Here is a 25,580-nt window from a genome sequence, read left to right as displayed (position 1 = left end):
TAAAAGAACGAAGTTTGTCCGACATAGTAACTAAATAGAAAAGTATTGTTTGGAGGTAGCAATGAAGCCTGAAAAGGAAAGATTGGCATTAGAGAAACTAAAGGAATCAAAGCGGTACTATGCTAGGTTTAAAACAAAAGAGCTAGAACTACTGAAAGCAGGATACGAGGCAGATGAGGAAGACAATAAACAGACCGCAATAATAATTGCTCTAGTTACAATAGGTATTTCATTTATAAGCCTAGTGGCTAATCTCATGATGAAGGTTAATACGTATATCTTGCCTTTTGCTTTAGCGATTGTTTACATAATCGGAATAGCAGGGATTACTAACTTGGGCCGGATAGTGTCTATCCGGAATGTTGAAACAACGCGGACACGCAAGATAATCGACATTGTCCTAGCGGAGAGGGCCGCCGCCAAAGCCAAGCAGAACCCGCCTACTCCAACACCTTAACGCTAACCCGTTGCCGCCCGAATTTACGCGCTCTCCTTTCGGACGACACGAGCACGTCAATCTTACGCCCTTTAATCGCGCCGCCCGTATCTTCCGCAATCGCCTCGATAATGCGACCGTCAGCCGTACGGATAGTCAGTTGAGAACCTAACGGAACAACTCGCGGATCGACCGCTACGATACGCCTTCCTCGGTGCTTAACTGTGTGGCTGACATCGAGTCCCGTCGCGGTTACTCCGATGCATCCCTCGGAGCAAAACGCTGTATATGCGGTCGCCTCATACGTTGTCCACTCCGCTTCCACCTTCGTAGACTTGCCTGTTGCCTGCGAAGGTGTTTGCGTTACAGTGTCCGACATGTTAGGCGGTACGCCGTTTATTCCGCTCAACAACGTAGCTACTGCGATGATTACACTTAGCGAGACTACGCCACCTCCTTGAATTGCGCCTCAACTTGCGTGAGGATTGCGGCTTTCGCTTCGGCGGGCGTGAGTTTAACGAGTTGCGACTCAGTGTTCCACCAGTAAAAGTCCAATTCGTCGGAATCTAGCTCGGAATCTAGCACAGGTATGGTTTTAAATGGTAGTGAACTTTGATCATCAAACACGACTTTAACAATTTGCCCCGTAGCTACACGGCGCGCATAATCGCCGACCTTCAGCGTCTTCTCGTCCGCTAATTTCGCTTCAAGCTCCGCAATGGTCGCGGTAACCTTGGCGAGTTCTTCACGCTGGGCTGCAAGGAGGGTTTCGGTAGGAACTCCGCCTCTGAATACCACCAACCCATCGTAGTTTCGCTCGCTGAAATAAAAGACATCCTCGTCCACATCCAGTACGTATTCGTCTCCGTCCTCGTCAGCGTTAACTCCGTAAAACTCGTCAGCACGAAGGTAGTCCGATATGTCACCTCTAATCAGTACGATATCGCCCTTCCGAGCCCGCCCGTCTACTTTTACGTAGTCCTTTCCTTCGTAGCAAATTACGGTGCCGGCACTACCTACGCGCACTACTCCGCTTAATTCCGCCATTCTCCCACGCTCCTATTCGAATAAATTTACGTCAACCGTCTCGATAATACGCGAATCGTTCAAGTCGTTGACAAGCACGCCGTACTCGCGTGAATTGACGCCAACTGACGCCGTTAACGTATCCCCGTCGAGCCGGTCCGATCCGAGTCCTGCGATGATGACGCCGGCAATCTCACCGCGCCGAGCTGCGGCCGCCCAAGCTTCAAGTACGTCGGCGATTGCGTTCGGGAACGGGATGATTTCGGCTAATCGCGTTTCTTTTTCCGCCATGTTACGCCTCCTTTCGTCTTAGACCGCCACTGGCGCTTTAATTCCTTGATGTGGATCGTACCCTTCCAACGTAATGTCTTCGAAGGTGAACGAGTCAATATCCGTAATTTCAGGATTCAAGCGAAGCGTCGGCAAGGGTCGATAATCCCGCTCAAGTTGCGTTTTTACTTGCTCGATGTGGTTCGAGTAGATATGCGCATCACCTAACGTGTGAATGAACTCTCCTACGCCGAGCCCGGTTACTTGTGCAATCATGTGCGTTAATAACGCGTAACTTGCGATGTTGAACGGAACGCCGAGGAACACGTCTGCTGAACGTTGATATAGTTGACACGATAGGCGTCCGTTCGCTACGTAAAATTGAAACGCGAAGTGGCACGGGGGCAACGCCATTTGATCGAGTTCTCCGACGTTCCAGGCGTTAACGATTAAGCGTCGGCTATCTGGATTCGTACGGATTTGTTCGATTACGTTGGCGATTTGATCAACGGTTTGACCAGTAATGTATGTTGTGTCAAGCGCGTCGTCGTAATCAACATCGGCGATTTGCCAAGAGCGCCACTGCTGACCATAAACCGGACCAAGCTCGCCGTGCTCGTCCGCCCACTCGTCCCATATCGTTACGCCATTATCGCGTAGATACTGAACGTTAGTGTCGCCGCGTAGAAACCAAAGTAATTCGTGTATGACAGCCCGCCAGTGTACGCGTTTAGTCGTAATTAGCGGAAATCCTGCGGCGATATTAAAGCGCATTTGGTAGCCGAAAGTAGATAGCGTGCCCGTTCCGGTACGGTCCGTTTTCTCTACGCCATTTGATAGGATGTGTCGTAAGAGTTCGTGATACTGACGCAATTATTCGTCCTCCTTACCGTGGTAGTGCTTGTGTATCGTAATGAATCCGAAGTTGAATCCGTGAAAAATCAATGCGATCCCCGCAAGAAAAGCGAATATAGTTAACGCGGTTTCCATAGCGCACCTCCTAGCGTATAGCCTCGTGAATTACGTACGCCCAAAACAAAGCGCAGCCTGCGAGAACTGCTGTGCGGATGAATCCGATCGATGCTCGTTTCAATTAGCGGACACCTCCGCTGTAACCCCCGTATGTCCGAAGCCGCCTGTCCCACGCTCCGTTTCCGAAAGCTCCTCGTCCGTCTCGATGAGATTGACGTGAGGAATCGGGAGGATAAACGCCTGAGCTACACGGTCACCTTTACGGATGATGCATTCGCCACTGAGCAAATTAACCCCAACGGCCTCGCTCCCGTCAATAAACGTCGGCCATTCGTAATATTCGTCGATGGGCAACACGGTCTGGATGTTATCGAACATCATCGCAACCTCACCGCGATAGTCCGAATCAATCACGCCGATTCCGTTCGGTTGCCGCAGCTTCGTCTTCAGCGCAACCCCCGACCGCATCGCTACGATCATTACGTAACCTTCCGGAATTTCGAACGCGAGGCCGAGCGGAACTTTCTTCGTCTCGCCTGGCGCGATGATTACGTCCTCAACCGCTACAAGGTCGAAGGCGGCCGCGCCGGACGTTGCGTATTGCGGGATAACTGCGTCTGGATGTAGACGTTTGATTTTAACGTTCATTTACTCGTCCCCCTCGATTCCAACTGCTGCGAAAAATAAGATAACGATAAACAACGTCAGCACCGTACTGACCCGGTCCAACACGTAAGTCCCTGCGATGACTCTAACGAGGACACTCACCCAATACCCCGCACACAACCAACCAAATGTACGTAAAATCACTAGGCCGCAGCTCCTTCCGTAATAACGCTGTAGTCAACGTCGGTGTCGTCGATGACGGTTCCGTTACGTCCGTTCCACGAATGGAGCATTGCGCAATTTCTTAGATTGAAGTCCGCGGGGCTATCCGTAAGCTTACGCGTTTCACCGGATACGCATCTGATAAGCATGTTCGCTAACTTCTCCGTCGGTTTCGGCGCATCCGTATACTCGCTCGGTACCGCTAGGCCCAACGCGCGGCGGAGTGCGATCGCCTTGCCGATTTCTGCGTGGAATACGTCGTCAGGCGCGGCTTTTGCGATGCCTCTTGCGCGGACTGTCCCCGAGCTCCGACGCTTGATAACGGCTGTCACTACGCGTTTATCTCGATTTACGTGAAACTCTACGCGAGAGTACATCCCACGCTCTAACTCCGCTACGTCAGCGCGTGCCTTTTCGATAACGGCTGCGCGGGTTAATGCGGCCGGCTCCGTTTTGGTTACATCACCCAGAATTGCGCGGACCACATCGGCGTTGTCACGGATGAATTGCGTAAAGGCGTCTGAGATGTCCGGTGTATTTGTGGAAGCTACCGGCTCAAGTACGACGTATTCTTCGTGCCACACACCGCATCTGCGTCCGTTAATTTGGGCGAACACTCCGGATGTGCGTGTCTCTGTTACGCTACCTTCGTCGCCCTTTCCGTAGCCAATCGCAAGTTGCGGATTTACGATTTTAATACGTTCCCCTACGTTTGCCCCACGCTTAACCTCACGATAATTAACGTTTGCCATATTCCGAATCGCCTCCGTTTTAGTTTTGCGTTACTCGGCGGTCGCTTTTTCTGCGTAGCTGTTTCCGCCTTACACTTTATATAAGGACACGAATTTGCGGATTTGGGACATCGTAAATAAAAAAAAAACGGAGAAGCCCGTAGGCCCTCCGTTATGTACCCGTATGTCTAACGCGATCCCTTACCTCCGCTTGTTTTGCGCTGTTAAATCGCTGAGTATACGAACCCGTTAAATAGCCCGTAACGCGCCGAATACGTGACATCGGCACATCCGTTTCAGGCACGCCGCAAGACGGACACGTACTGCCGATAATCCCTTCGTAGCCGCACGCAGGACAGCGATCAATCGGATGGTTCACGCTGAAATAGCCGACGTCCTTAGCGAGCGCATATTGTACGATACGCATAAATGCCGCCGGGTTATTCCGTGCGTTCCCGTCGAGTTCTACGTAGGAGATCGCCCCTGCGTTACAAAGCACGTGGAATGGCGATTCTAGCTCGATTTTACGAGCAGCCGTGATCGGAAAATAAACGGGAATATGGAATGAGTTCGTATAGTAATCGCGATCGGTCACGCCTGGGATTTCGCCGAAGTCCCTACGATCCATCTTCGTAAACTTGCCGGCGAGGCCTTCCGCTGGCGTCGCGAATAGCGAGATGTTGAGGTCGTATTCTTCCGCAGCTTCGTCGCAGAAATATCGCATATGCTGAATAAGCGAAACAGCTCCGAGATGTACACCGTCGTCCTCTCCGTGGTGCTTTCCGTAGAGAGCCACTAAGCATTCCGCAAGTCCGATAAATCCGATCGAAAGCGTACCGTGCTTAATAAGTTCGCGGACTGGTTCGTCAGGACTTAGCGCCTTTCCGCCTTCCCATACGCCCTCGCGCATCATGAAATCGGAAGCCTTCGCAGGTTGTTGCGCTTGTATCTCGAAGCGGTGAAGAAGGCCGCGTAATGCAACGCCCAAACAACGGTCAAGCGCGTCCATAAAGCCGTCGAGGTCTGGCTCCGCGCGTTTTCCCGTAGCTATACCGTACTCAAGTCCGAGCCGTACGAGGTTAATCGTATTAAACGAGAGGTTACCCTTTCCGCTCTGATGATTGCGTCCGAACCGGTCAGCAATCGTACGCGTCCGACAACCCATCGTTGCAATAATCGTATTGGGATCACCGGCCTGATAATATTGCAGATTATATGGAGCGTCTACGTTGACGAAATTCGGATACATACGTTTGCTGGAACACTCGACCGCTTTGACAAATACGTCGTAATTCGGGTCGCCTGGCGCTTGGTTTACTCCGCACTTACACTGGAATATTTGCTGCGGGAATATCGGAGTTTCGCCTGCGCCCAGCCCGTTAATTGCCGCTTCCAGCAACGCGAATGATACGAGGCGGCCCTCGGTTGACGTACACATTCCGTAATTTAGCGACGTGAACGGAATCTGACCGCCAGCACGTGAGCTCATCGTATTGAGGTTGTGTATCAGCGACTCTGCCGCTTGATGCGTTTCGGCTTCCGTTTCACGGCGAGCGTATCCGTAAGAGGACGGAAACATTTCGGATAGGTCCGTGTTATCCAGGTACAACTCGCACTCCTCAACGTGCGCTTGTTCTCCGAAATAGTGCTGACCCTTTCGGAAGTGTTTCGCGAAAGACTTACGCACATATGGCGCGAGGTCCCAATCGATCTTATTGCCGGATACGCCACCGTATTGCGAGTTCTGCTGCGACTGAAATATGATCGCCACGAGCGCCATTGCAGACATAATGGAGTTAGGCGTACGTACTGATCCGTTGCCCGTATTAAACCCATTCGCGAGTAGTTGGTCAAACGGAATAAAGACGCAGTTTGTCGTACCTAACGCATATTGGTCGAGGTCATGAACGTAAACATAACCGCCGTCTATTGCGTCAACGAGTTCGCGCGGCATAACGTACTCACGCGCATACCATTTCGAATATTCCGAGCCGAACTTCGACATCTTCCCGCTGAAAGATTCCCCGTTTAAATTCGCATTCTCCCGCAGCAAATCCGTGTCCACTGCGGACAGTATCGTATCTCCTATCGTTTTGAGTTCGCTCAATTAATCGCCTCCCCTACGCAAAAGTCCGCATCTGTAAGCGGCACGATATTGACCGCCTTTTGGTATCCGTTTCCTTTTTTGCTGAAGAAATCGTGTATCTTCGTAGACGTGTCGATTCCGTTGAGTACAACCGGATTGATCTCCTCGTCAGGAAAATGCGTAGGTCGTCCGAGGTTCATAAGTGCGCGATTAAAGTTATAACGCAGGAACCGCAACACATCTTCCTCCAGCCCAATCGGTGCGTACAAGTCGACCGTATAGCCCGCCTCATTATCGTATAGACGGCGTAGCAACATCTCGACTTCGCGATCGAGCGCGGCCTGTGATTCTGGCGGAAGCTCTCCGTAAACTTCACGCGCTAACGTGCCGATATATTGACCGTGTACCGCCTCATCACGCATAATCAAGTCGATGATCTCGCCTGAAGCCGTCATCTTGCCATGGCCTGCGAGCAAGAGCGGATAATAAAAGCCGGAATAGAACAACGCAGACTCAAGGAACACGGAAGCCACCATCGCCATGTACAACGACTCGGGCGATTGGATATTCTGGTAGTAGCCGCTGATAATCGTACCTTTTCGCTGAATAAACGGGTTACTATCGGCCCACTCGAAGACTTTATCGGACTCCTCGGTGGATACGAGCGTTGCGAAAATGGAGCTATACGACTTGGCGTGAATATGTTCCATCGCGCCCATGATGCCGAGGACCGCCTTACGCTGCGGACTCTCTACGCGCTGCATAATAAGCGGCATTCCCTCCGCGCCTTGTTCCGTATCCAAAAACGTTAGGCCGCCGAGCACCTTTTTATATACGTCTTGCTCCGTGGGTGATAACGTAATCCAACTCATCTTATCGTCATCGAGCGGTATTTCGTGCTCGCGCCATATCTGCATAAAATTCTGATTCAAGAAGTCTTCCGTATATTCATCGTCCGGACGGTTCCAGTTTACCGCTTTAAGATTCGTCAAATTATCGTCTCCTCTCGTTTTAGACCGCGCAAGCCGTACATTCGGCAACGGACAGCAGCTTATTACGCGTATAGTACAGCGATTTAAGGCCACGTTTGTGTGCGTACAGATAGTAACGGACAAGCTCGTTAGTTGGCGTTTTGGAGTCCACGTAAAGTATCGTAGAAATGCCCTGGTCTACGTGTCGTTGAATCGTCGCAACCATGTCGATAATCCGATACTGATCCGTGTTAAACGCCGACGTGTAAGAAATCATATTCTCCCGTGTCAAGAACGGAGCCGGATAATACGTAGTCGAATTTGCGTACGTACGTGTTTCCATGACGTCACTTATCGGCAATACGCTGGATGTCGCGTTCTGGACGTATGAGATGGACTGCGTTGGTGCGATCGCCAATCTGTACGCGTGCCATAATCCGTACTGTTTTACGTCAGCAGCAAGGCGTTCCCAATCGTCAGGACTCGGCAACTCAATACCCGCGCTTACGAACAACCCCGCAACCTTTTCGAACTTCGGACGGAAGTCTTCTTCGAGATATTGCGTAAAGTACGAACCATTTGCATAGTCAGAGCGTTCGAATCCGTAGAACGTCTCACCGCGTTCCTTTGCGATCTGCATCGAACGTTCTAGCGAATAGAAGTTAACCGCAGCGAAGAAAGCATCCGCAAAGTCACGTCCGACCTCCGATTGGTACGATATGCGATTCTTAACGAGGAATCCGTGTAGGTTCATCGCGCCAAGCCCGACGCTATGCATACGTTCATTCGCCTTAACGATGCCCGGTGCGTTAGCGATCGAAGTCATATCGGATACAGATGTCAGCGAGTCCATCGCGGAATGCACGACACGACGCAGGTCTCCGGAAGCCATTGCGGTCACGACGTTGAGTGACGCGAGATTACACGAAATATCGAGGCCGATTTCGTCAGGCTGTCCGTAGTCATTAATGACCGACGTCTCTTGTAGCTGAAAAATCTCCGTACACAGGTTCGACATCTTAATCTGACCGAGCTCGCGTAACGGATGCGCCTGGTTCGCGTTATCCTTAAACATGAGATACGGATAACCCGACTCAAGCTGCGTTGTCGCAATCTTCGTAAGCATATCGCGTGCATTAAGCTCGCGTTTTTTGACGGCCGGATTTGCGACAAGTTCGTCGTACATTTCTGCGATGTTCATATCGTCTAAATGTGTACCATACGCTTTGAAAACGGTATGCGGCGCGAATACGTAATACGGTTCGTTTTTCTCCGCAAGCTCGATGAATTTGCTCGGAACGATAAGACCGATAGATAGTGTTTTGAGCCGTGACCGCTCGTCCGCGTTAATCTTTTTCGCGTCTAGTAGCTCCAGCACGTCCCATCCGAAAATGTTATAGTACACGGCACCGGAGCCTTTACGTTGGCCCATTTGGTCCGCGTAAGAGAACGCCATTTCGAGCTGCTTGGCGACCGGCACTACGCCCTTTGCGACGCCTTCCTCTTCCTTAATCGTTTCACCCCGTCCTCGTAGCTTCGAGAGATTTAGCGCAACGCCTCCGCCGATCTTCGAGAGTTGCATCGAAAGATTGTGCGCAAATCCGATCGCGTTTAGGCTGTCGTCAACTTCCGTAAGAAAGCACGATACCATTTCGCCGCGGCGTGCCTTACCCGCGTTAAGGAACGTAGGCGTTGCCGGTTGAACTCCGTTAATGTAACCCCACAGGAGCTCACGCGCCTTTTCGTAATCGCCCTGCGCCAAGTACAACGCAACAATCGCCAGGCGTTGCGGATACGTTTCGAGGTATGTCTGTTTATCGCGAGACTTAAGCGCGTAGTCACGGTAAAATTTCGTAGCTGCCATATATGATGCGTACGTAAGCCCGGCCGCGTCCACTTGGCGGTGAATTTCGGTAATCTGCTCCGACGTATACTGCGTGAGAACTTCCGGGTAGTAATAGCCCTCCGCAACCATATATCGGACACGCTCAATCGCGGAATCAAAACGCATGGACTTATCCGCTACCTCTCGAAGATATTCCGCTACAGCTTCGCGATCCTTTTCGAGTTGGTAAAATCCATCCTTCATCACGGTAACCTCGTTGTTCAATTCCACGTGTCTATACGTCAAGCGCGTCAACTCCTTCGATGAATTTCGCTGTGTCTGACGGCGTACCCGCGAGCTCGAATTTGCACACGATAGGTACGTCGTATTGCTTCGATATAATATCCGCTGCGGCTCCGTAATACGGACCAAAATTCCGGTTACCGGACGCAGCCACACCTCGTATAAGTCCGTTGTTACCCGCTAAGAACTGGCGTGTCTTCTCGGGAACCTCTCCGATTTTGTCCGTGTAAGTGACGAGGACAAACGGCTCAGACAGCCGTAAGCCCTCCGTAATTTTCACGTTACGATACGGCAGGCGATCAACGAATAGTTTAACGTTGCCCGTCCTGGATGCGTACGCTATTAGCATCGGTCAACCTCCGTTCTACTACTGCCAGCGCTGCCCGTGCCTCCGACAGTGCTTTCTCATACTCTGCGACATCCATTCGCTTGTACGCAAGCGCGTTGGTAAGCCTGCCGATCTGCTGGTGTAGGCTAAGTGCATAGCGTACGTAAACGTCCTCTTCATCCCGAGTCATGACAGCGCCACATCCGCATATTTGCGGATCAACGGGCGTATAACTCGTACAATTTCCTCGTCCGTCATTGCGTTTAACTCAGGTGTGTCCGTTAGTTCCTCGAACTTTGCGACTTCAGCTTCGGTAAGGACTTCCGACGGATCGCCTCCAAACTCTTGGAACGCTAAGGTCAATGCGCCGCAGATAATAAACGCGTGTAATTTTTCTCCAGTTAGTACGCTACTCATGCCGCAACCTCCTCCGTATCTATTAAGCCCTCACGTATCAAATAAGCCAGTGCCACCGCGCACGCGTCGCTATCATCGTAACCAGCCCGGAACGCGTAATCCTCTCCTAACCGTAGCAATCTTCGTACAGCCGCCGCCACTTCCGCCTTTTCTGCCTTTCCGTTACCCGTAACTAACCGCTTAACCGACGTCGGAGCCAGCGCAGGCTTTAAGTCAGCCGCCTGGTATCCGTAAGAATAAAGCGCACGATCCGCCGCAGCCCACGAGCTGAATATCGTTTGTGTAGCGCGTTTGTTTCGGCCGGCGGTAAAATCCTCGCGGACAACGTGGTCAAACGGCCGATATTCGCGTACAAATTGCGCTACGAACGACTCAACGATATAATTACGCACGGCATCCGGGTCGTCCGTAGATGTAGCAACGGAGGAACAAGCGACGAGGTACGGTTGCCTATTTCGTACCTCAATCGCAGCAATCCCGGGGCTTAGCGATAAGTCGAGCCCGAGCACACGTAACGGCTTAGGCCGCGTCGTCTTCGCCAATTCGCAACACCTCCGCTGATTTCTCGCGGATGAGTTCCGCCAACATCTCTAGCTGCTTCTCCGCGGTGTACGTCTTCTCAAGCCGCGCTCCGATATCGTACAACGTGTCCGCATCTGACTCGGGTAACAGTCCGCGTAAGTCTCCACCATGTTGGTCGTACGCTATCAGTAACGCAGAGATAACCAGGTACTCGCGTGTTTCATTCGTGGCTTCGACCTGTCTGCGCTCTTCTAGGCGTTTACGCGCTTCCTCTTTCTCTTGACGCGAGGCTTTGAATACTCCGCCATCCTTCGGTTTATCTTCAACGCTTCCGTCTACAAAGCCCGCTACGAAAGCCCAAATCGCGAGCAACGCGAAGAAGATACGCATCCACCAATCCGAGTCTTCCCCGAAGATTAACGCTAAAGCGAACAATCCACCGAGCAATACCGAGAACACCACACCTACGTACATAACTCCGTTACTGATTCTTCGCCCGTATTTCATTTACGCAGCCTCCTTCGTATGACTCTCCGTCATTTCCGCTCTAATCCGTATGATATCTGCCAACGCCTCGCTCGGTCCGCGCTTCTTCCAATCCGGCAATGACGAATGGTTCAGCGCGACTACCTTACGCTCCAACTTCGCAATTTCCGCCTCGGTGAGAGACAACGCGATCGTACGCTTGAAGTCGTTAAACGTCCACTTGTCGAGGTCGAGAGCTGGCGCGTCGCCCGTCTCGGCTGCGTGAACAATGCCCGCAAAATGGTCGAGTACGTCGTTACGCATCTCGTCCGTAATGTATAAGCCGAACGCCAAGATATCCGGGTTCTTCGCGAACTCATCTTCCGTCATATTCCACGACTTCTTCGAACCGTTGACGTAGAGGATCACGTAGTAGTCAACGCCGTACATCACCGAGTAACAGACGCACTGTTTAACGTGGTCCTCTTTCGGACCTTTTCGCGCAGAGAAACCTGACGTCATCGAATACGTTGTCTGTTTCGATTTGATTTCGAGACCGACGCGTAGCACTTCGCCATCCTCGGAAACGTAGAGCATAATACCGTCGCATGTTCCGTAGAGTGCGAACGTCTTCCCTCCGTGTCCAATCACGCGGCTAACCTTTGCGAAGTCCTCAAACATCGGCTCGCCCCGGTCGTTAAGTTCGAAAGCAAAACGCATGTTGCCGTGTTTCGCAGCGAAAAGAATATCGCGTTGGATTGTGTCTCCGATAGCCGTCCCGATGCGCGTCCATCGTCCCTGGTGCGCAGGCTGGCCCGTCTTCTCTTTCTTAGCCCCACGCATCTTTTCGTAGAGACCACGTGCATCCGCATTCGCCGACGATGGAGAGAAATACGGAATATCTCGCGGCGGCCATATCTTACGAGACTTGTCCGTTAGGAAATCCGCATACCACCGATGAATTTGTGCGTCGAGAGCATCGTCGTACACTTCGGGGCTCTTGTGCCAAGCGTTAAGGTGGAGCGTAAGGTCTTGCGCGATCTTATTTGCGAGTTGTTGCGACAGTTAAACCGCCTCCTTCGTTATTACCTTCCAGCCGTAAGCGGAGCCCTTCTTCGTTTCCTCTAGCGTACGGCTCGTCAATTGAGACCCGTTTATAAAATCAAATACATCGGACATATAAAGCGGATAACGCTGGCCGGATTGCGTATCCTCGACAATAAGTCCCGCGCTTGACCGCGAACTGAACCAGTCAACAATCGTGAAGTCACCGAAGACTTGGCGTTTGTCTCTCGTAGCCTTGCGACAGCGGCAACGGCAATCGTAGCAATATCCGCGTTCATACTCGTTGCCGCACGTTGGACATGCGTAGACGTTGATCTTTCCGTTAGCCACCTACGCAGCCCTCCCCGATACGTATCGGATTACCGTTACTTCCTGCGGAATGACTTCCTCGATGTTGACGGAAAAATCTCCGCCATCCTGCATTTCAGTTGCGGGAAGTTCACGCCACGACCTTTCCGTCATCTTGCGTAATGCGGTATACGTCCGTTTGATAGTTAGTCCATCGACCACCGTCTTCAAACGAAGAATCGACTCTCTCACTCGTATACCCTACCGGCTTGTAGCGGTCGAGGATCGCATCAACTTCCTCATGCGTCTCGTCCCACGCCTCACCCTCGTACTCGTTTCCGATCAATTCGCGCAGCTTCTCAATTACGTTTCCCATAATCACGCAGCCTCCTTCGTTTTTGGTTGGCAATTCCCGAAGTCCCAATCGCCCGCCCGTACCTCAATCATCCAACGGGGTTCAATCACCGTGTCACACTCAAGCGGACATGCGAACGTAACAGTATTCGTCATGATATCCGTATACAGTGCAACCGCATCCTCCGTAACATCCTCGTTCGGTACAGCGTGCTTCTGCTCGTCATGCAGCGTCAACGTAAATTCCCATCCGCGACCAAGCGTTAACTCGTAGTAACTGCGGATCATGCACAGTTTCAAAACGGCGGCACCACTACCCTGAATCCGATGGTTAAACGCAGCTCTCTCGTCGCGTCCAGTCAGGCGAATAAGTTGCCAGAACTCCGACCGCAGATTAGGCGATAACTTATACGACTTCTTACCGAGCTCCGGATCGTTCTTATCGCGGATGCCTGCGAGTCGCATAATCTCGCATAGACGGCGCCAGTTCTTCCGATACTCCGGAAAGCGGCGTTTCTGCCCCCACAACGTAGCCGTCCAGCCATGTTCACGTAGGTGTTCAAATGCCGCGTTAACCATCGTACTGAAGCCGGGCAGTATCTCATCGAACTTCGCATATGCACGCTTACCGGATTCCTCCGTAATACCGCGTTTGATCGCTGTTTTTACGAACTGATCCTCCGCCTGTCCGTACCCTTTCGCAAGAAACATGTCTTTCGTCAGCTTACGGTACGGAATCGGTGTGAGCCCGTCCTTGTACGCCTTTTCGAAACAAAGCTCACGGTCAACCTCGAACATGATAGATGCAAACTCTACATACGGATCGAGTCCTTTGCGATACATTTCCGCGAATATCTCATCGCCATGCTCAACCGCCATGATATGCGCTTGAAGTCTCGGCTCAATACTCGATAAGTCGCTACCGAGGAACGTGTGACCAGGCGGAGGAATGAACATCGTACGGACACGCTCGCCCTCTTTTGTTCGCGCCGGTATGTTTTGGATGTTGGTTCCTTTTGCGACGGACTTCTCCGCACATTCCACACGCATCCGCATCATGTCCAGATAGTTCTCGTCCGTGATCGGTTCGGTCTGCAACTCGTTAGGCTTCCCGCTGTATCCTTTTGAGGAATAGCGTCCGGTAGAAACGGTATCAAGCTGCGTATGCAAGCGCCCATCAACGTCTAGTGCTTCCGGTATCTTGTCGATATACGTGTTCAATAGCTTCTCGTAAGCAGACACATTAGCCAGCGGTTTGAGCGCTTCTTCCTCCTCAAAGTACCGATCGAGAACGTCTTTAGATACAGCGCGTGTCTTCGATTTATCCTTTACGATCTGCTTCGTACGGTCTTCGATACCGAGATAATCGTAAATTAAATAGCGCAGGTGATTGTCGTTGGTAAAAGAAAATTCCGTAACAAATGGCGGCGCGTATTCCGGCTCTGCTGGCGGCAAATCTTCCGCTTTAAGTTCCGCAAGCCTGGCGACGGCGTTCGTATACTTTTTTAACGTAGTCTTACCGGCCGCTTCACACTCAGTGATAATCGCACGTTGCTTCCGTTGTGCCTCTTGGTTACGCGCGATTTTCCTACGTTGTTTATCAACCCAATCCGTAATTTTCGATGCGTTTAACGTCCGATCCATTTTGCGTAAAAACTCCGGATCGGTTACGCCATATGCTGCGGTTACCTCTTCTTGAGCCTGCGCCAATTTCGGCCGCAATTCGTCACCCAACGCCTTGAGCCCGTCTAGGTCGATTACGAAACCAGTACGTTCGATTGCGACGTTGACCTCGGACAGATATTGTGTGATTTCGAAAAACGCTGTGGCGAGCTGGTCCGTTACGACGAGGTTATCTATCTGCCAACGCGTAAGCGCCCATCCTTTGAGTACGTCCTTAATCGCGTAGATGCCAACTACCTCGACCGGATGGATCATCGGAGACTCATTCCCGAAAAGGTCTTCGTATGTGAAATCGTCGATAGCAATTCCGATAGCCGATTTGTATTTCGTGAGCAACGGCTTCAGCGCGTATGTTGGCTCATGGTCGTTAAGTGTCCGCATTGCCTCCGCGGAATCGTATCGAACCCCCTGCGGCTTCAGACCGTCATTAAGCAACATCGCTAAGTCAAACGGCGCGTTATGAAACGATTTGATCTGCGAAGGCAACGACATAAACTTCGCGATTGCCCCGAGAGCCTTTGACCGCGTACATTGCTTCTCCCCCGTTAAATGTCCGTACGCTACGTAATAACCTTCGTTCAATAGCGGAAGCCATAACGAGTAGCCGCCGGTTAGGTCGATCATCTTGTCTAGTCCGGATGTCTCCGTATCCCATACGGTTAGTGACTGAGCGTCAGGAATCGTAATCCCACGCTCGGCCAATTTTCGTTTAATCAACGTATCGTTAAAGAGAACGAATACCTTACGGAACCACTCGTCGTCCTTCTGTAGCCGTACCTCTTCTCGAAGCCGTGCCATCATTCCGGGCAACTCCGCGTCATCCGTAATGATGTGGAAGTTATCCGGCTTCGTCCGTAACGTCTCCGCAATCCTTTCCGCCCTTTCCTGACGTTGCGCATCCGCCAAGATACGCTCGCCCGCTGCAACTACGTCAGCCTTCGTAATGGAGCCCCCGCCGGAGCGAAGTGTAATAGCGGACGAAGGATTGCCTGTTTCCCTCGTCAACACTACTTTTACCGCCTCGACCGCGTTACGTTCGCGCTCCGTCAAGGACATTGTGCTAATACGTTCGACTGCTTCGGCTGGCGTTTCCTCTGCGGCTTTCTTACGTTTGGCTGCGTCGGCTACACGCTCGGCTACGTCAGGGTCTGCGGTTGGCTGGCGGAGATTAAGCGTTAATTTAACGTCAGCCATAGTTGCGGCACCTCCTTACGCTGCGGCTTTCGCTTCTACCTCCGTAAGTTCCATCCGATCAAAGCGTTGTTCGACCGGAGTTACGAGTTTGACCGTCGCGAAATATGTTGTTCCGCCGTCGACATAAACGGAGGGAGCATCCGTACCGTCACCTTCGAAGACCTCTACGATTTGACCTACGCGTGTCTTCCCACCTAACGTATCCACAACCACCGCAAGGTCGCCCGCTTTAAACTCGTTTACTTTCCGTCCAATCGTCGCCCACTTCGCTGTTTCCGCGTCGACACGTTCGAGTTCGTCCTGCTTGTAATAGTGGTATGCACTTCTGTCAAGCAACGTTGATTTAAACGGATGATTGTCCTCGTCGTCTCGCACGACCTTCACGATAGATCTCATCGGAATGTCTTCTTTTGCAACGAGAGTACGCGCATATTCGCCAACTTTGAAACGTACGGACCCCGGTTGTGGCTGCGTCTTCTCTCCGTCAGTAACGAGGGTCAACTCGGACAGCAACGCATCCCAACGCGATTGTGCGGGAAATTCTACGCGAGCGGAATTTCCGTTAATACACGTCACCTTTCCGATAGCTCCGTTACTCACGCCGCCCCATCCGTACGCCGGTTTCTCGCCGTCCTTAATCGTAAGGCGAACGGTAGATCCGACTTCGATCGTGAGTTTAGCGAGCTGTTCCGGTTTTGCGTAGCCGTAAGGGATATCACCGCCTACAAGTTGAATGACAGCCCCGTGATCGTGCGGTTCGTAAAGTGGCGTATCAACTTCGTAAATCTCCCCGTTAGCATAACCGTTCAACGGATATTTCCCGCCACCGCTAATCAAACGTACCTTTTCGCCTTTTGCGAACTGGCTCCGCGGGTCTGGAGTCGTTTCAGCCGCAAGTTTACGTTTAGCATCTGCGACCTCTTCGTCGGTGGCGCGAACTACGTCACAGGCTACTTTCCAGCCTGCGATTTCTCCGTTAAGCTTGGCGAGTCGGTACGGAATTGAAGTCGAGTCGGTCTCGGCGATGACGTAGACCACTCCGGGATGAGTGCGACCGTTATCTCGAGTGACTTTCACGTGATCGCCGACCTTCAAGCGTTTTTGCGCAAGGAACTCCGCTTCGGTTGAGGGTTCGTATTCGCCCGGACCGAACCAGGACGCAATTCTATCCCGTCCGTCCGCGGTTTCGCCCTTATACGGAAGGTGCTCAGACTCGTCGTCCTTTACGATTTTTACGATCTCGCCGATTTTAAACTGATGGCCGCGACTCTCGCCCGTGATCTTAGCGTAATCACCAACGGTCAATCGCTTAGCTGCGGATTCCCTAGCACATACCGGCTCCAGCACCGCATATTCACACAGCGCTACCAATACCCTGTCCTCTGATTCAACTGTAACGCGTACATCACCGTCTCCGTCTGCGGAATCAACTACGAACTCGGCTCCGTTCTCGTAACGATCCTCCTGGGAGTCCTTACGCACAATACGGATGCGTTCTCCCGGCTCGGCCCAACGTTTTACCTCGCGATATTCTGCGGTCTCTGATACTTTCGCATACACTTCGAATCCCTCACCGCAAAGGTCGTGCTCGTCTCCGTCATTGTCTACGATTTGCGGGTCTCCGAATTCATCAATCCGTGTAACTTCGTAAAACGCGCCCGTCGTTACGTAGCTGGACTCGTCGTCCATATACCGAATGATGTCGCCAACTTGCGCGTCACGGTCAACCTTACGATACTTAACGCCGTTTACCTCTACGTCTACAGCCGGTACAGATACGTTCAATTTCGCCATTTATTCGGTCTCCTTTAGGGGCACGTTGGCCCGCGATTTATTTGGACTTACGTAAACTAAGCTACGAGTGCTAGCGTTGCTACTTCCGGTTCGGGTTCGTCGAGGTTTCGGTTCAGCGCGATAGACAGTTCGATCCAACGTTCGGACGCTTTCGCCTCGCTGCACCAGTATTCGCTCAGGCATCGGTTCTCGAACATGAACACGCGTGGAGTTTCGCCATCGACCGCCCATACGCCAACGATATAGTCAGCCTCGGATAAGTCGTACGTCGTACCGTTGCCTTTCTTCGCGTAGACTACGAGGTCAGCCACGCCGTCCCCGCGCTCACGATCCGAACGTCGGCGCACCGTTTTGACCTGAATCTTAACGTGGCGACCCGTAAGTGGCTCCGTCGCTAACACGTCGTAAGCCTCCGCTGTTTCCGCTGTATGGACGGTCCATCCGTTAGCTAACAGCGCAAGACGCGCCGCCAGCTCGGAGTATTTGCCGGTGATTTCCGTTTGATGTGCGATATTACTCACCTCCTTTCGTAGGTTAAAATGGCAGATCTTCTTCGCTGATGTCGACAGGCGCTTCCGTTTGTTGTGGCTCGGTCGGCGGAGTTTGTGCGGCTGCTCCGATAGACAAGCCCAAGCGCGAGATATCGAAGCCTGCCACTACGAGATTCTTAACCTGTTCGTCCTCGTCAGCTACGTACAGGCACGTTTCGAACGATTCCATATCGAACGGAGCATCCGCCAGCTTCTCGAAGTTCTTACGTTCCTCGTCCGTCAGGTCTTCGTCTGCGTCGATAATTGGAGACAATGCGACAACTGCGTTTGTACTCGTGCCTGTCTTCGATAATTCGAACGAGATCGTACCGAGCTTCTTCGCGTACTTTTCGATAACGGCTTTGAGCGTTTTTTCCTGCTTCGGACTCAAGTCGACTACGATGTCCTTGCCCGTCGTCAAATCGAAGAATGCACGCAGGAACCGTTGTTTGCCTCGATACAGATACGCTTCATCCGTAATCTTCTTGACTGCGTCCTCTCCCGCGCCGCTATCCTTCGCAGTCTTAGCATCGGCATACAGGAGTTCAGCCGCCTGATCCCACACCGTCGCACCGGATTCGATGTATCCGCGAGCGTTACGGACAGCTCCGTTTTTCGGCACAAACGTGTTTACCTTTTTGAACACGCTGTAACCGTAATACTCAGCTACGTCATTAACGGACTTGACTCCGACTTTGAACGTTGTACCGGACTTGAACGATACAATCGGACTCTCTTGCGCTCCTCCGTCATTGTTCGTAGCCGCCGCAGCCGCTTCGCCTTTACGTGTGAAAATGGACATTCAATCACGTTCCCTTCGGTTAGTTTTCGGATTTCAGATTAGCGTTGTTACACGCTTTATTCTTACGTCCGCTACACGGCATCATCGGCATAGCCTCACGTTGACACCGCGTAGCCGGCGTAAGAAATTCCGGCTTATATAAAGGAAGCGATTTTTCAAACGTAAGCAACAACGGACTTCATAAGGTTCGTTTTCTCGCGTTTAATCTCGAAAAGTTCACGCTCAAGATTTCGTAATTCCACGTCAATTTCGTTTACACGGGCGTTCATTTCTGCGATAACACGGTTGGATTCGGACTTGATGCAACGCAATTCTGCTTCCGCACGCTCGACCGCTAGTTCCGCTTTGCGGACGTTTATGCGTTTCGCTTCGCGTTTTTCCTTGCGTTCAGCGGCTTTAACTGCGCGTTGAATTAAGCGTTCAATCGGGTTGCGGATGACTTCGTTTGCCTTATGTTGCGGGTATAGCGTATAAACAGTAGATTCCGAGGGATGAACGATAAACACCGTACGCCGATACGCAAACATGCGACCAGGCTTGCCGTCTTCGTCGATAACGTGCTCGGATATCAGCGAAGACTTACGCAGCAAATCCATTACGTACATCGGAGCCTTCGCGCGTTCCACTCCGAAATGCTCAACGGCGCGGTCGCAAGCGTGCGGAGATACGAATATTTTTCCGATAAAATGCGTGCCGGCTTTCGGGTCAATTGCGATACTCATGCGATGCGAACCCCCTTTAACGTGGGTAGGCGAACATAGTCCGCAGGGTCTTCGTATGGAGCGGTCGATCCTTCGTAGTAAACGTGAGCATAACGCTCTGATATCGTATACTCGTTGTTAGACGCATATTTTTTATGCGATTTTTTACGTGTCATCGTAAGCACCTCCGGTTAATAACGTTGACAAGCGTTATCATCACTGGTAAAATGCTCATTGTGAGGTAAGCGAATTTCCAGTAAAAATACATACTCGCATAGTCAACCTTTTGTTTAGTTTGTTGACCATTGTGTTATAATGCATTTAGGGTTAGGTCGGGCCTCATGCCTGAAGCTCCGATCCCCCGAGAAGCACTCGACTGCCAAATCGAGTATAGCTTCGTGTCAATTAGCGCATGCCAGCGTTTTTTGACACTCCGATCTAAATCTTGTGATTGCCTTCCGGTGTGATTCTGGTTTTCCCCCAAGTTGCTTCGCCAAAAGCAATGCGGTGTCGGACTCACAGTATTCCGGTTCTGTCCAGGATTTCAAGATCGCCAATTTCCTTAGGTCACCGGCCGCCAAGCCGGTGATTCTTTCGTTAAGCATGATATTTCCGTCGACGATCGCCAAATCGTCTTTTATATCGTACTCCGCGTATCCCTCACTATCGGTATTTGCTACCAAAGGGATAACTACATTCTCTCGTGTTTTTATTAGGTGTCGTTTAACGGACCTTCCTAGTCTTCGTTTAATAAAGTTTACAATCAGTTGGGGTAAATCCCCCTTGTCAGGATCGAATCGTCTTACCGTGTCCTCGATTATCTCGAAGCACTCGTCCTCGAACCTGCTCTGACTTGTGAGCTTGTTTCTGTTGGCCTCGGACATCCTGTGAATTGTGTTTTGGAAATGAAACTTAATTTCCCACATCGAGGAGGTGTCTCCTGCCTTAGCTCTGATTGCTAAAGTATTCAGTTGTTCTTTATTCACCATTTATCAGCTCCTTGTTGGTTACATACTATATAAGGACATGAAAACTTAATATTGGGACATTGCCTAGATAATATTTTTAAAAAGTTTTAACGGAGGCATTTATGGCTGCTTATACGGTCACTAAATGCCTACTCGGTACCTTATTACGAACTGGTCCTAAGCCAATGAGCCAGGCTGAGTTATCGCGTCGCACGGGAATCAACAAAAGCCAGATAAGCGCATACGTAAATCAACGTTACGCTAACCCAATGGATCTGGCACACGCCCGTTCGATCGCATCGGCGTTAGAACTAACGTCTCCTTACGATCTCTACGAATGGTATGAAGAATTACCGAGTGGGCGCACGAGCGATTAAATCGTTCCGTGTGCTACTAATGAACGTGATTCACGTCCAACCGGTTCCTAATATTACATTATTCGACGCGATTTGCCAACGGGAAGTTGCACTCCGACGCAAAAACTCTCGCGTACCGCCCCCTCACATATCGCTCGCACCGTTTCCGCGTCCTGGATATCGTTAATATCCTTATGTTCGGGCGGTATCCTCACGTCATATAGCGCACAGCTTGAGGCCAGCCTTTCCCGTATTTGTGCTCGTAACGCACGGCCAGCACGGTCGTTATCTCCGCCGAGTAGCAATTCCTCAATCGGACTCTTCCGTATAATATCCGCCTTTTCCGCCGTAAACGACGAACCACCAACCGCAATCGCAGGCACTCCGCAGCTCCAGGCGTACAAACAGTCCGTCTCGCTCTCTACGAGTATAACTCGCTTAATCTTACGCTGATTTATGATATGGATACCGTAGACTAGCGATCGAATAGGCGCACCACCTTTACGATACCAGAACGTCTTATCTCTGACTTTTCTGTGCTTCAAATTCATTAAGCGTCCAGCAGCGTCGAACCAAGGAAACGTTACCGTTCGTGTATGTTGGTCGTAACCCGTTTGAAAAAGCGTTTGGATATCGTTTGTTATACGTCTATCAGATAGATACGTAGATGAAACCCGCTGATAATCGGCAAGTATTCCATTATCGAGCGGTTGTGGGCGTTTATTTACCGATGGGCCTTGAAGTCGCAGCGTTATGTAATCGGCCGGAGCGTCCCGACCGTCTTGGTGTAATAATTCGCGTGCTTCCTCCTCGGTTATGTTACGTAAAAATGCGACTAACTTGGCGGGCCCTCCCGATCGCCACTCCGGATCTTCCGCGCCTGGGTCAAACCAACATCCGTAATAAGGTCCGTCACGTAGATCGACGAAGAACGACGGAGTATCGTCCGTATCGCGGAATGGTGAACATGCGATGAATTTATCCGGCGTCCAGCGTGCGTTTACCCACTCGTGCTCTCCCATAACACTGAGAAAGTAGTCTGATGGCTTCGTATTAATCACCCCCGTTGTCCCAACTGATAATTCTACCTTGCTCGTCCCTATACTTTCTGTTTAGGCCTAACAGTTTTACCGTTTGAGCTTGGAGATCACTAAATGTTGACATCAACTTAAACAAAACCTCAAGCTGTTCCCGAGAAAAGTGGTCGCTAGTATCCAGGAGTCTTGAAATCTCCTCTACTAAATACGATGTCTCAACCTCTTTCTGAAGCTTATAGACCAATGGCAGGACAGTGTGAAACAGTCTACTCCTAGCTACTGCATACTCAATATCTTCTTCCGCCTCTTGGTCCTCATAGGTAGTTAGTGCGGCCTCAAATTCCGAAACATCTTTAGGGAATAACAACACGTTTCTAGGTGCTACTTGTTTCTTGATCACATGCTCACTTCTGGTTTTATCAAGATTCCAGAGTGAATTTTTAATAATGCTGTCCGAGAAGTTGATGCCTTTTGAAACCATCTCATCCCCAACCAGTTTAAAAAGTTCGACCTGCCGAAGACCTTCGGGATGCTTATCTAAAACCCTCACCGCAAGGTCCCGTACTTTGTCTTGAGTTGTCAGCTTAAGTTTCATGGGATAACACTCCTAAAGTTTTCTTTAAGTTTTCTTATAAGAAAGATTATAAATGCATGTTATCCCAGGCTTAATAAAAAGTCAACGTAAATTTTCCAACTCAAAATCCGGACACAAATTTCCCCGCATCCTCCACCGATTGAATCTCGCGTACGATCCCGTAATTCGGCAAGTACACGATTTCGACGCGCGCATCCTCGCCACCATTACGCCCCTTACCGAGCTCTATCACGCCTCGCCCTTCGTGGGCCAACGTATCGATACCGAACGTATTTGCAGCGTCTTCCAATACGGCTTTCGTCTTCTTGATCTCCGCACGCTTTGGCGGCTTCAACTCACGTACGCCATCGTCGCCTTTTTCGGACGGATTCTCGTCGGCTTGCGTAATTACGAGGATTACGCTCTTGGTGCGCCCAGCTAATAGACGTAACTTCTTGGATGTAGCTGCTGCATCGCCGCCCGCGGTTTTAGACGTGTTAGCCTCGTAATCCATATAGTAAATCGGATCGACGACTACCACACCCGCACCAGTTTCGAGAATATCCGCTTCCAGTTGGCGTACGGACTTATCGCGAAAATCCTCATCGTCCGTTGCTCGTAAGAGGATGCGTCCGGCTACTGATTCGTTTAGTTCACGGAGCCACTTGACAAGCCTTGCTTCGGACTCCTCAGGAAGTTTGCCCATCAATAGCGCTTTGTTGTCAAAGCCCGCCGCGTAATCAGCCCCATCAAAATTAGCATTGAACACGCCAGCCCTAGCGCTAAGGTACGAGTAGGCTCTCGCCAGCCACTCATACGCTGACATCTCTAGCGCCCACACGAGTACCGTTGCGCCTTGAATCGCCGCCTCTAACGCTTCAACCATGACGATAACGGATTTGCCCCGACCCGATCGAGCATAAAAAGTATAAAGATTTGACGAAAAATACCCGCCGATTTGCGTATTAATGTAAGGAAACGCGGATTTCCATATGCGAAAAGACTCACCGGATTTACGCGCTTGATACTCCGTTAGGAACTTCTCGAAGTCTAGTTTCACGTCCGTTGCCATTTGGTTACGAACGCTTGTTCTCATTGTAATGCCATCTGCTAATTCGCGCAAGTAATTCCCGAAATCATCAGGCGATTCTTCGCCAAATTTCTGCGCAAACTCCGACTCGTACTTACGTCCCGTCTCTACGTCTACATAGCCGTTAACTTTTTCGAGTATCATACGCCTTGCAGCCGCTTCTTTTATGCCTCGCGTAAGGTACTCGAAGCTATCCGTCACGCCCGGTATATACGTTATATCGGGACACTCTGCGGTTAACGTTGCGTAGGACGGGGCCTTACCTTCGTTTGAGTCGGCATATGCGAGTACGAAGTCATACGCTTGACGCCCTCCCGCTGTCGAGAAGTCTGTGCGGGCAATGCCGAAGCGAGTTAACGCTTTAACGTCGCCTGTATCGACAATCTTTGACAGTAGCTGCTCCTCATACACACTCATACCTACACCTCCTGTTTTACATCTAAATAACAAAGCGCGTCAAACACCAAATAGGACGATTTTACCATAATGTACTTTCGACATAACCGGAAAAGAGTACCACTTATTGGACGGATTTAGGAAATAAGTAGTTAAAATGCGAACAGATTTATGTCTATATTTGTCGAACAAAAGTGACATTTATGTGTCTATATTCTTAGCGCTCACTAATGCTCGTCTTTACGCCGTTTTACTCCGATTTCCGCTCCTTAATCCCCGTTTACTCCCGCCTACAAACGGAACCACTGCGCACATATCCCGAACACGATCCGCTAATCTTGCGTCAAACACCGTATTCAAGTCACCGATCGCGACGTTAGACGTATACACCGTCGGTAATCCGTTCGCCGTGCGGTAATTGACGATGCTGTGCAAATCCGCGCGGAACGCATCGGTTGCCGACCGTACGCCTATATCGTCCAAGACTACGAATGGCGTCACTTTGGCGCGCGATTCCATTGCGTAATACTCGGCGGCATGGCGTTCGGCAGTCTCGGCCGGAACATGACTACGGTTGAACCCGAGGAATAACGTTTGCCAAGCGTTAACATCGAGAAAGTATGCGCATCTTTCCAGAGGCTGCCTGTCCCGCTGGAGTGATCCGATATAATGGCGCACGATGTACTCGTGTAGTATTGCGCTTGCCGACGTAGTTTTTCCGGTGCCGGGAGATTCCGAATAGAGGTATAGCGATTTTATACGCTCTTCCGCAATATCGAATTGCCGCTTGAACGTATTAACGTACGCGTCCATAACCTTATAGGCCTCCGATTGATCCCCTCTTGCCGGAGAGTTTTGGAGCGTTACGCCCGCGTACTCTTTCGGTACGTCTGCCGCCGCAATCCGCCCACCCGCTCCGTTAAATCCGTGAACTGCGATCCAAGACGAACATAGGTTATTACAGCTTGGTCCGCCAGCCTGAGAGCAATGAGGCGAGAGTATGCATTTGTCTGCGTTAGACATTGCGTTCCTCCTTACGTAATTTATTATCTATCTATACATAGTTTTGTCAATCGGTGCTTTACAGCCAACTCGTAATTTCCTCCGCAGCCATCCCGCCATTAACTACGGTCTTCTCCGCTTTTTCCTTGAGCTGCCTGTCCGCAAGGATACGGGGAATTACCGTGTTTAGACGGTAGCTGATCGCGAACCCTGCCGTAAGTATCGGATAGTCCGATGTAGGCTTATATTCACGGAAGATTAACGTGAAAGCCTCGTGTAATACGTCTGCTCCGTGCTCTGTCAAAGCACGTTTAATTGCGCCCTGCTCGAAACCCCAGTTACGCATCGGTAGGTACGTTTCGACTCCGAAGTGCTCGCGGTTCAAATCGGCGAACATTGCGTGTACAGTTCGTACGTTCCACTGTGAGTGCGGTAATATGCGCCAGGCTGTACGGTCAATTTTACTCAATGACATGTATCCCTCTCCTTTCTTATGGTCTAAATAAGTGCAAGGAGTATTATAGCAACATTTCCTTTTTTTCGTAAAAGAAAAGGAAAAATAAAAG

At 50.8% G+C, this 25,580-nt stretch carries 32 protein-coding genes; 2 read left to right on the top strand and 30 right to left on the bottom strand.

The genetic code is table 11. The annotated features are described in order from the left end of the window. Positions 1–61: 61 nt before the first annotated feature. Positions 62–457, top strand: coding sequence for a hypothetical protein (locus ACH59B_RS07390; RefSeq protein WP_404303561.1), 396 nt, complete (start codon positions 62–64; stop codon positions 455–457). Here the strand turns inward: ACH59B_RS07390 and ACH59B_RS07385 are convergent. The 25 genes from ACH59B_RS07385 to ACH59B_RS07265 form a co-directional block, all read right to left on the bottom strand. Further along, positions 441–845, bottom strand: coding sequence for a 3D domain-containing protein (locus ACH59B_RS07385; RefSeq protein ID WP_404303560.1), 405 nt, complete (start codon positions 843–845; stop codon positions 441–443). The genes ACH59B_RS07390 and ACH59B_RS07385 overlap by 17 nt on opposite strands. Before the next feature lie 35 nt (positions 846–880). Next, positions 881–1,483 carry a hypothetical protein gene (locus ACH59B_RS07380; RefSeq protein WP_404303559.1) on the bottom strand — a complete coding sequence of 201 codons (603 nt, stop codon included), beginning with the start codon at positions 1,481–1,483 and terminating at the stop codon, positions 881–883. 12 nt (positions 1,484–1,495) lie between these two features. Further along, positions 1,496–1,753: a hypothetical protein gene (locus ACH59B_RS07375; RefSeq protein WP_404303558.1), complete on the bottom strand. Its 258-nt coding sequence runs from the start codon at positions 1,751–1,753 to the stop codon at positions 1,496–1,498. Positions 1,754–1,771: 18 nt separating this feature from the next. Next, complete coding sequence (locus ACH59B_RS07370) at positions 1,772–2,605, bottom strand: thymidylate synthase (protein ID WP_404303557.1); 834 nt, start codon at positions 2,603–2,605, stop codon at positions 1,772–1,774. Positions 2,606–2,821: 216 nt separating this feature from the next. After that, on the bottom strand, positions 2,822–3,352 hold the full coding sequence (locus ACH59B_RS07365; RefSeq protein WP_404303556.1) for a dUTP diphosphatase: 531 nt from the start codon (positions 3,350–3,352) through the stop codon (positions 2,822–2,824). Continuing rightward, complete coding sequence (locus tag ACH59B_RS07360) at positions 3,353–3,514, bottom strand: hypothetical protein (protein ID WP_404303555.1); 162 nt, start codon at positions 3,512–3,514, stop codon at positions 3,353–3,355. Further along, positions 3,514–4,284, bottom strand: coding sequence for a hypothetical protein (locus ACH59B_RS07355; RefSeq protein ID WP_404303554.1), 771 nt, complete (start codon positions 4,282–4,284; stop codon positions 3,514–3,516). The genes ACH59B_RS07360 and ACH59B_RS07355 overlap by 1 nt, the downstream gene beginning before the upstream one ends. 151 nt (positions 4,285–4,435) lie before the next feature. After that, complete coding sequence (locus ACH59B_RS07350) at positions 4,436–6,370, bottom strand: anaerobic ribonucleoside triphosphate reductase (protein WP_404303553.1); 1,935 nt, start codon at positions 6,368–6,370, stop codon at positions 4,436–4,438. Beyond that, a complete protein-coding gene (gene nrdF, locus ACH59B_RS07345; RefSeq protein ID WP_404303552.1) occupies positions 6,367–7,341 on the bottom strand; it encodes a class 1b ribonucleoside-diphosphate reductase subunit beta in 975 nt (324 codons plus the stop codon). Before nrdF ends, ACH59B_RS07350 begins: the two co-directional genes overlap by 4 nt. A 19-nt stretch (positions 7,342–7,360) precedes the next feature. Then, the gene (nrdE, locus tag ACH59B_RS07340; RefSeq protein WP_404303551.1) at positions 7,361–9,451 is read right to left on the bottom strand and encodes a class 1b ribonucleoside-diphosphate reductase subunit alpha; all 2,091 of its coding nucleotides are present in this window, start codon (positions 9,449–9,451) and stop codon (positions 7,361–7,363) included. Further along, complete coding sequence (nrdI, locus tag ACH59B_RS07335; protein WP_404303550.1) at positions 9,441–9,797, bottom strand: class Ib ribonucleoside-diphosphate reductase assembly flavoprotein NrdI; 357 nt, start codon at positions 9,795–9,797, stop codon at positions 9,441–9,443. The genes nrdE and nrdI overlap by 11 nt, the downstream gene beginning before the upstream one ends. Then, complete coding sequence (locus tag ACH59B_RS07330) at positions 9,760–9,966, bottom strand: hypothetical protein (protein ID WP_404303549.1); 207 nt, start codon at positions 9,964–9,966, stop codon at positions 9,760–9,762. The genes nrdI and ACH59B_RS07330 overlap by 38 nt, the downstream gene beginning before the upstream one ends. Further along, positions 9,963–10,193 carry a hypothetical protein gene (locus tag ACH59B_RS07325; RefSeq protein WP_404303548.1) on the bottom strand — a complete coding sequence of 77 codons (231 nt, stop codon included), beginning with the start codon at positions 10,191–10,193 and terminating at the stop codon, positions 9,963–9,965. Before ACH59B_RS07325 ends, ACH59B_RS07330 begins: the two co-directional genes overlap by 4 nt. Beyond that, on the bottom strand, positions 10,190–10,735 hold the full coding sequence (locus tag ACH59B_RS07320; protein ID WP_404303547.1) for a crossover junction endodeoxyribonuclease RuvC: 546 nt from the start codon (positions 10,733–10,735) through the stop codon (positions 10,190–10,192). The genes ACH59B_RS07325 and ACH59B_RS07320 overlap by 4 nt, the downstream gene beginning before the upstream one ends. Then, a complete protein-coding gene (locus ACH59B_RS07315; RefSeq protein WP_404303546.1) occupies positions 10,713–11,222 on the bottom strand; it encodes a hypothetical protein in 510 nt (169 codons plus the stop codon). The genes ACH59B_RS07320 and ACH59B_RS07315 overlap by 23 nt, the downstream gene beginning before the upstream one ends. Further along, positions 11,223–12,170, bottom strand: coding sequence for a hypothetical protein (locus ACH59B_RS07310; RefSeq protein ID WP_404303545.1), 948 nt, complete (start codon positions 12,168–12,170; stop codon positions 11,223–11,225). 75 nt (positions 12,171–12,245) lie between these two features. Then, the gene (locus tag ACH59B_RS07305; RefSeq protein WP_338532613.1) at positions 12,246–12,575 is read right to left on the bottom strand and encodes a hypothetical protein; all 330 of its coding nucleotides are present in this window, start codon (positions 12,573–12,575) and stop codon (positions 12,246–12,248) included. A 109-nt stretch (positions 12,576–12,684) separates the two neighbouring features. Then, complete coding sequence (locus tag ACH59B_RS07300; RefSeq protein WP_404303544.1) at positions 12,685–12,909, bottom strand: hypothetical protein; 225 nt, start codon at positions 12,907–12,909, stop codon at positions 12,685–12,687. Positions 12,910–12,911: 2 nt separating this feature from the next. Next, complete coding sequence (locus ACH59B_RS07295; RefSeq protein WP_404303543.1) at positions 12,912–15,764, bottom strand: DNA polymerase; 2,853 nt, start codon at positions 15,762–15,764, stop codon at positions 12,912–12,914. 15 nt (positions 15,765–15,779) lie between these two features. Continuing rightward, on the bottom strand, positions 15,780–17,558 hold the full coding sequence (locus tag ACH59B_RS07290; protein ID WP_404303542.1) for a hypothetical protein: 1,779 nt from the start codon (positions 17,556–17,558) through the stop codon (positions 15,780–15,782). A 56-nt stretch (positions 17,559–17,614) separates the two neighbouring features. Then, positions 17,615–18,079 carry a hypothetical protein gene (locus ACH59B_RS07285; RefSeq protein WP_404303541.1) on the bottom strand — a complete coding sequence of 155 codons (465 nt, stop codon included), beginning with the start codon at positions 18,077–18,079 and terminating at the stop codon, positions 17,615–17,617. Between the two features lie 13 nt (positions 18,080–18,092). Continuing rightward, positions 18,093–18,890 carry a hypothetical protein gene (locus ACH59B_RS07280; protein ID WP_404303540.1) on the bottom strand — a complete coding sequence of 266 codons (798 nt, stop codon included), beginning with the start codon at positions 18,888–18,890 and terminating at the stop codon, positions 18,093–18,095. 155 nt (positions 18,891–19,045) lie between these two features. Beyond that, positions 19,046–19,612: a hypothetical protein gene (locus ACH59B_RS07275; RefSeq protein WP_404303539.1), complete on the bottom strand. Its 567-nt coding sequence runs from the start codon at positions 19,610–19,612 to the stop codon at positions 19,046–19,048. Then, entirely contained in the window at positions 19,609–19,767 is a 159-nt protein-coding gene (locus ACH59B_RS07270) for a hypothetical protein (protein ID WP_404303538.1), read from the bottom strand. Before ACH59B_RS07270 ends, ACH59B_RS07275 begins: the two co-directional genes overlap by 4 nt. Before the next feature lie 225 nt (positions 19,768–19,992). Next, positions 19,993–20,580, bottom strand: a complete 588-nt coding sequence (locus tag ACH59B_RS07265) for a hypothetical protein (protein ID WP_404303537.1) — start codon at positions 20,578–20,580, stop codon at positions 19,993–19,995. A gap of 101 nt (positions 20,581–20,681) precedes the next feature. Between ACH59B_RS07265 and ACH59B_RS07260 the strand changes: the two genes are divergently transcribed. Further along, positions 20,682–20,936: a helix-turn-helix transcriptional regulator gene (locus ACH59B_RS07260; RefSeq protein ID WP_134904562.1), complete on the top strand. Its 255-nt coding sequence runs from the start codon at positions 20,682–20,684 to the stop codon at positions 20,934–20,936. A 53-nt stretch (positions 20,937–20,989) separates the two neighbouring features. Here the strand turns inward: ACH59B_RS07260 and ACH59B_RS07255 are convergent, their stop codons facing one another. The 5 genes from ACH59B_RS07255 to ACH59B_RS07235 form a co-directional block, all read right to left on the bottom strand. Continuing rightward, on the bottom strand, positions 20,990–21,976 hold the full coding sequence (locus ACH59B_RS07255) for a toprim domain-containing protein (RefSeq protein ID WP_404303536.1): 987 nt from the start codon (positions 21,974–21,976) through the stop codon (positions 20,990–20,992). Then, positions 21,969–22,547 (bottom strand): hypothetical protein, encoded by a 579-nt coding sequence (locus ACH59B_RS07250; protein ID WP_193190810.1) that lies wholly within the window; start codon positions 22,545–22,547, stop codon positions 21,969–21,971. The genes ACH59B_RS07255 and ACH59B_RS07250 overlap by 8 nt, the downstream gene beginning before the upstream one ends. Before the next feature lie 100 nt (positions 22,548–22,647). Then, positions 22,648–24,033 (bottom strand): AAA family ATPase, encoded by a 1,386-nt coding sequence (locus ACH59B_RS07245; RefSeq protein ID WP_404303535.1) that lies wholly within the window; start codon positions 24,031–24,033, stop codon positions 22,648–22,650. 219 nt (positions 24,034–24,252) lie between these two features. Beyond that, positions 24,253–25,035 carry a DNA replication protein gene (locus ACH59B_RS07240; protein ID WP_404303534.1) on the bottom strand — a complete coding sequence of 261 codons (783 nt, stop codon included), beginning with the start codon at positions 25,033–25,035 and terminating at the stop codon, positions 24,253–24,255. A 58-nt stretch (positions 25,036–25,093) separates the two neighbouring features. Then, positions 25,094–25,489, bottom strand: coding sequence for a hypothetical protein (locus ACH59B_RS07235; RefSeq protein WP_404303533.1), 396 nt, complete (start codon positions 25,487–25,489; stop codon positions 25,094–25,096). Positions 25,490–25,580 lie beyond the last annotated feature (91 nt).

Origin of the sequence: Paenibacillus sp. DP01 (genome assembly GCF_044784315.1) — a bacterium.
Taxonomy (GTDB): Bacteria; Bacillota; Bacilli; order Paenibacillales; family Paenibacillaceae; genus Paenibacillus; species Paenibacillus polymyxa.
Note: the sequence above shows the minus strand (reverse complement) of the source record. Positions and strands in the feature narration are given on the sequence as shown.

Coding starts and splice junctions, on each gene's coding strand:
- ACH59B_RS07300 (WP_404303544.1), bottom strand. CDS start 12,909: ATGGGAAACGTAATTGAGAAGCTGCGCGAATTGATCGGAAACGAGTAC.
- ACH59B_RS07270 (WP_404303538.1), bottom strand. CDS start 19,767: ATGACACGTAAAAAATCGCATAAAAAATATGCGTCTAACAACGAGTAT.
- ACH59B_RS07375 (WP_404303558.1), bottom strand. CDS start 1,753: ATGGCGGAAAAAGAAACGCGATTAGCCGAAATCATCCCGTTCCCGAAC.
- ACH59B_RS07365 (WP_404303556.1), bottom strand. CDS start 3,352: ATGAACGTTAAAATCAAACGTCTACATCCAGACGCAGTTATCCCGCAA.
- ACH59B_RS07240 (WP_404303534.1), bottom strand. CDS start 25,035: ATGTCTAACGCAGACAAATGCATACTCTCGCCTCATTGCTCTCAGGCT.
- ACH59B_RS07380 (WP_404303559.1), bottom strand. CDS start 1,483: ATGGCGGAATTAAGCGGAGTAGTGCGCGTAGGTAGTGCCGGCACCGTA.
- ACH59B_RS07275 (WP_404303539.1), bottom strand. CDS start 19,612: ATGAGTATCGCAATTGACCCGAAAGCCGGCACGCATTTTATCGGAAAA.
- ACH59B_RS07250 (WP_193190810.1), bottom strand. CDS start 22,547: ATGAAACTTAAGCTGACAACTCAAGACAAAGTACGGGACCTTGCGGTG.
- ACH59B_RS07260 (WP_134904562.1), top strand. CDS start 20,682: ATGGCTGCTTATACGGTCACTAAATGCCTACTCGGTACCTTATTACGA.
- ACH59B_RS07245 (WP_404303535.1), bottom strand. CDS start 24,033: ATGAGTGTGTATGAGGAGCAGCTACTGTCAAAGATTGTCGATACAGGC.
- ACH59B_RS07325 (WP_404303548.1), bottom strand. CDS start 10,193: ATGAGTAGCGTACTAACTGGAGAAAAATTACACGCGTTTATTATCTGC.
- ACH59B_RS07265 (WP_404303537.1), bottom strand. CDS start 20,580: ATGGTGAATAAAGAACAACTGAATACTTTAGCAATCAGAGCTAAGGCA.
- ACH59B_RS07355 (WP_404303554.1), bottom strand. CDS start 4,284: ATGGCAAACGTTAATTATCGTGAGGTTAAGCGTGGGGCAAACGTAGGG.
- ACH59B_RS07280 (WP_404303540.1), bottom strand. CDS start 18,890: ATGTCCATTTTCACACGTAAAGGCGAAGCGGCTGCGGCGGCTACGAAC.
- nrdI (WP_404303550.1), bottom strand. CDS start 9,797: ATGCTAATAGCGTACGCATCCAGGACGGGCAACGTTAAACTATTCGTT.
- ACH59B_RS07315 (WP_404303546.1), bottom strand. CDS start 11,222: ATGAAATACGGGCGAAGAATCAGTAACGGAGTTATGTACGTAGGTGTG.
- ACH59B_RS07290 (WP_404303542.1), bottom strand. CDS start 17,558: ATGGCGAAATTGAACGTATCTGTACCGGCTGTAGACGTAGAGGTAAAC.
- ACH59B_RS07390 (WP_404303561.1), top strand. CDS start 62: ATGAAGCCTGAAAAGGAAAGATTGGCATTAGAGAAACTAAAGGAATCA.
- ACH59B_RS07235 (WP_404303533.1), bottom strand. CDS start 25,489: ATGTCATTGAGTAAAATTGACCGTACAGCCTGGCGCATATTACCGCAC.
- ACH59B_RS07295 (WP_404303543.1), bottom strand. CDS start 15,764: ATGGCTGACGTTAAATTAACGCTTAATCTCCGCCAGCCAACCGCAGAC.
- ACH59B_RS07330 (WP_404303549.1), bottom strand. CDS start 9,966: ATGACTCGGGATGAAGAGGACGTTTACGTACGCTATGCACTTAGCCTA.